Source organism: Methylophaga sp. UBA5088, assembly GCF_002414625.1.
Lineage (GTDB): Bacteria > Pseudomonadota > Gammaproteobacteria > Nitrosococcales > Methylophagaceae > Methylophaga > Methylophaga marina.
In genome coordinates this window covers 45,514-50,071 of sequence record NZ_DIAC01000134.1, presented here as the reverse complement: position 1 = coordinate 50,071, position 4,558 = coordinate 45,514, and the positions used below count along the sequence as shown (strand labels likewise).

The window sequence follows — 4,558 nt, the reverse complement described above, 5'->3', positions numbered from 1 at the left end:
GGATGACGAATCTCAAGCGAATGACCTGTCTGATTGGCTTTTATTAAATCTGGGATTAACCGGTATTCAGACCAGTCACCGCCACCAATCACATTACCGGCACGCGCGCTAGCTATGGCAGTTTTATTAGCCATAAAAAAGGACTGTCGATAGGCACTGGTGACAAGCTCAGCACAGCCTTTACTATTGCTGTATGGGTCATGCCCACCCAACCGATCGTTTTCGCGGTATGGCCAGGACCACTCATGGTTTTCGTAACATTTATCTGACGTCACCACGACCACAGCTTGAACACTGGGACAATGTCTGACGGTTTCTAGAAGATTGACTGTCCCCATCACATTGGTTTGATAAGTTCCAACAGGATCAAGGTAGCTGGGTTTAACTAATGATTGTGCAGCGAGATGAAACACCACATCGGGCTGTGTCTGATTAACAAGTTCAGATAGCCTTGATAAATCAGAAATATCTGCCATCGCAGAATTGATAATAGTCTTTAACTCGAGAGCTTCGTATATTGAAGGTGTGGTATTTGGCGCAAGCGCATAACCCGTTACTTTGGCGCCAAGCTGAGTTAACCACAAGCTCAACCAGCTACCTTTAAAACCGGTATGTCCGGTAATCAGAACCGATTTGTTCTGCCAAAAAGTCTTATCAATCACCACACTTTCCATGGTGCCTGATTTGACTGCCATAAGTGCTCAAGATGTTGTTTATCACGTAAAGTATCCATCGGTTGCCAAAAACCTTCATGCCGAAAGACTCGCAACTGCTGTTCAGTTACTAACTTCTGCAATGGATAACCTTCCCAACTTGTCTTGTCATCACTGATGTAATCAATGACTTTGGGAGATAAAACGAAAAAGCCACCACTGACCATACCGTTATCACCTTTGGGCTTTTCCTGGAAGTTAACAACACGATCACCTTGAATATCTAAAGCACCGAATTTCGCTTGAGGATAAGCCGCAGTCACAGTAGCCAAACTTCCATGCTCATGATGAAACTCAATACTAGTGCGAATATCGATATTGCCGACACCATCACCATACGTCAGGCAAAAGGCTTCCTCATCTTGGACATAATCCTTAATACGACGGATACGTCCACCAGTCATACTATCTTCACCGGTATCTACCAGAGTCACCTTCCAAGGCTCTGCATGGGCTTCATGTACATGCATTTTATTGTTTTGCATATCAAACGTGATGTCCGACATATGCAAAAAATAATTCGCAAAATACTCCTTGATGAGATAACCCTTATATCCACAGCAGATAATAAAATCATTCACGCCATGGTAGGAATAGATTTTCATGATGTGCCAGAGAATAGGTTTGCCACCTATTTCTATCATCGGTTTAGGTTTATTGATGGACTCTTCACTGATACGCGTGCCTAAGCCACCTGCCAGGATCACTGCTTTCATATTTTTATAACTGACAACGGTAAAAAAATGTCAGTGTTTCATAAAAAGTTAAAGAGGGACAGTCCTTGTACTTTGACATAGGCTTGTTGAGCGGCTTGCAAACCCGTTGTTTGAGAGTTCAAACGCGATATAGCCTCGGCGTAATCCAAATCTTTTAATTTAGTCAAACTGGTTTCCAGACTAGCTAAGCTGTCTTCATTAATACTACGTTGCTGGTCTATTGAATTGATTCGGGCACCTACAGCGGTTCTTGCTGTCGTTAATGAATCAATGGCTGTCGACATATTATCAAGAAACTCACCATTATTAGGGGCTGTGCCTATAGTATTGGCTTTAAGCGCGGTAGAAAAATCATCGATGGTTTGGAAAACCGCCTGAGTAGTGGTGTCGGCATTGGTGATAACAAATAGCTCATCGCCGGGAAAAGTGGCTTCAACAGAATAATCGCTGCCTACACGCATACTGCGTTGCCCACCATCGCCGCCATAAGCAAATGTGGTAGTGTCAAACGCTTGTGTAAAAGATTGATAACCAGAGAATAAAAACTCGCCGTTCGCATCTGTGGTGTTCGCCAGGCTCACGAGAGACTTATTCAACTCATCAATTTCTTCTGCGATACCTGCTCGGGCATTGGCATCATTGCTGTCATTAAGTGCTTGCACAGCCAGCTCACGGATCCGTTGAACAATATTTGTTGCACTGGTTAAGGCATTTTCAGCGGCATTAAGTTTGTTATTGGCCACATCGGCATTCGCCTGATACTGTTCGTTGATGCTGACTTCACGCTGATAGTTCAATGACTTTACTGCTGCCACCGGGTCATCTGACGGTCTTAGAATTCGTTGCCCCGTTGAGACTTGTAACTGGGTATCCGCCAACTGCTTTTGTTGGGCCAGCATCGTATCAACACTTTGCTGTTGAATATAGGATGTAGAAATTCTCATGACAATCTCCTAAACAGCATTAATCAGTGAATCAAAAATAGTATTGGACACAATAATGATCTGTGATGCCGCCTGATAGGCTTGCTGAAACTTGATCAGCTGAGCGGCTTCTTCATCCAGATTTACACCGCCTACCGCGTCGAAACGCTGTTCGGTCTGTTGCAGTAATGCCAGTTGTGTTTCCTGACTGGCTTCTGCTTGCTGAGTTCTGGTGGCAACATCAGACACCAGCACGGCATAACCTTCTGATAGAGAACGCGTTACACCGGGGGCAATTGTCACGAGCGTTTTATCTGTCTCCAGATTTGCCAGCGCCAAAGCATTTTCGTTATTACCAGAACCAGAAATATTAATTGTTCCTGTTGCCGCATCAAATTTAGAGGAAGCGGCAATAGCACGCGGATCACTGATTGCCAAGGAGATCGTGGCAGCGGTAATATTTGCCGGGTTAAAGAAATCCCCACCATCATTACCATCCAAATCAACTGAACCCTGACCGCCATTGGCAATATTCGTCGTGTTGTTGTGGACGGCATTAAAACCTTCCACAACGGCTTGTGCCAACACATCAAGCTCCGCTCTCACATCATCTATAATCGTGTCACGGAAATCCAAAGCCCCACCTAAGGTACCACCAGATAGCTGACTGGTAATATTCGTACTACTATCACCGTAGCCAATACCTAATCTTGGTGGACTGGTTGAGGTATCCGTAACCGTCGTTAGAGCCATACTTTTTGTGCCCGCGACAAGGGCCTGGCCATTACCAATCAGGATATTTGTGGTGCCGTTTGATTGCTCAATAACATTCACTGAGACGATCTCGGAAAGATCTGTGATCAGTTTGTCACGCTTATCAAGTAAATCATTCGGTGATCCACCAGCACCTGTGGCTGCGGTAATGGCCGAATTTAACTCGGCAATACTTTTCGACAGATTATTGATGTCATCAATGGCAACGGTGATATCGTAATCGACCTGCTCGTCTAGCTTTGTTAGCTGTGAGTCCATGGTGTTAAAACGATTCGCTAAGAGTTCACCACGGGTCAGCATCAACTGTCTGGCCGCTATAGAGGTAGGATCGTTTGCCACCTCATTTACTGAGTTGAAAAATTCACTGATGCCTGTACTCAGACCTAAGTCTTCCGAACCAAGTAGATCATCTACCTGTTGTGAATAACTGAGATAGCTTCTTTGGGCTGCTTCTTGTGCGGTATACGTTCTAACCTGGCTCGCCAGAAAGGTGTCATAAACACGTTCAACCGAGGTTATCTGTACACCCGTACCAAAATACATATCTCCTTTGTAGTCAGGTGTACGGGTGGCTTGGTCAGCACGCTGGCGAGTGTATCCCTCAGTATTGACGTTACTGATGTTATGACTTGTCGTCGATAAATTACCTTGGGCTGTTAATAATGCCGATGTCCCAATCCCTAGCAGACTCATGGCATGCTCCTTAACTCGTCAGCGTGATTATGCATGGTCTGACTCCAGCGAAATTCGTGCCAGAATGTCACTATTCATTATGCGTTTTATTTTGTCAGCGTATTGAGGATCGGTTGCAAACCCGGCTTTATGCAGGTGTTCAACAAAGGCTTCAGCATCATTGGTGTGCTGCAATGCGTTACGGTAGCGTGGTTGAGTTTGTAAAAACTCAACGTAGTCATTGAAGCTATCTTGGTAAGAATCATAAGCACGGAATTGAGAAGCCTCGTTGTAAGCTTTGCCATCACGATACTCAAGTGCCACTTTACTGACACGCTCTCCGTCCCAGCTTTTATCCGCTTTGATGTTAAACAGGTTAAAGCTTGTTTCACCACTTTTGCTTTTTAATACAAATTTACCCCAGCCGGTTTCGAGTGCAGCCTGCGACAATATTACTTCAGGCGACACGCCTATTTTATCTGCAGCTTGTTGTGCATACGGCCACAAGGTTTGCACAAAATCTTTGGGTGAATTAAAAACCTTTTCCCCAAGATTCATTAAGTCTGCTTTTGTCTCAATCTCACCGTTTTCTGCATGAATCTCACGGATTTGTTTGATCATCAGTTCATTCACTTTCTTAGCAAGTGCTGGCCGAATAGTCACTGTGTCATAACTGTATGATTGATCCGTTCTCGCTGGTTGAGAGGACTGCAACTGATAACTTCCTAGCTGTTTGATGATGGCATCTTGCAGTCCCAGA

At 44.6% G+C, this 4,558-nt stretch carries 5 protein-coding genes; all 5 read right to left on the bottom strand.

Going from position 1 to position 4,558, the window contains the following annotated elements; translation table 11 throughout:
- On the bottom strand, positions 1-695 hold a 695-nt coding region (gene rfbG, locus B4K20_RS16730), incomplete at its 3' end, for a CDP-glucose 4,6-dehydratase (protein ID WP_289283785.1).
- Positions 659-1,429 (bottom strand): glucose-1-phosphate cytidylyltransferase, encoded by a 771-nt coding sequence (gene rfbF / locus B4K20_RS16725; RefSeq protein WP_289283784.1) that lies wholly within the window; start codon positions 1,427-1,429, stop codon positions 659-661. The genes rfbF and rfbG, both read right to left, overlap by 37 nt.
- 38 nt (positions 1,430-1,467) lie before the next feature.
- On the bottom strand, positions 1,468-2,373 hold the full coding sequence (gene flgL / locus B4K20_RS16720) for a flagellar hook-associated protein FlgL (RefSeq protein WP_289244612.1): 906 nt from the start codon (positions 2,371-2,373) through the stop codon (positions 1,468-1,470).
- 9 nt (positions 2,374-2,382) lie between these two features.
- Positions 2,383-3,819: a flagellar hook-associated protein FlgK gene (flgK, locus tag B4K20_RS16715; protein ID WP_289244611.1), complete on the bottom strand. Its 1,437-nt coding sequence runs from the start codon at positions 3,817-3,819 to the stop codon at positions 2,383-2,385.
- A gap of 27 nt (positions 3,820-3,846) precedes the next feature.
- The coding region (flgJ, locus tag B4K20_RS16710) for a flagellar assembly peptidoglycan hydrolase FlgJ (protein WP_289283783.1) at positions 3,847-4,558 on the bottom strand (712 nt) is incomplete at its 5' end.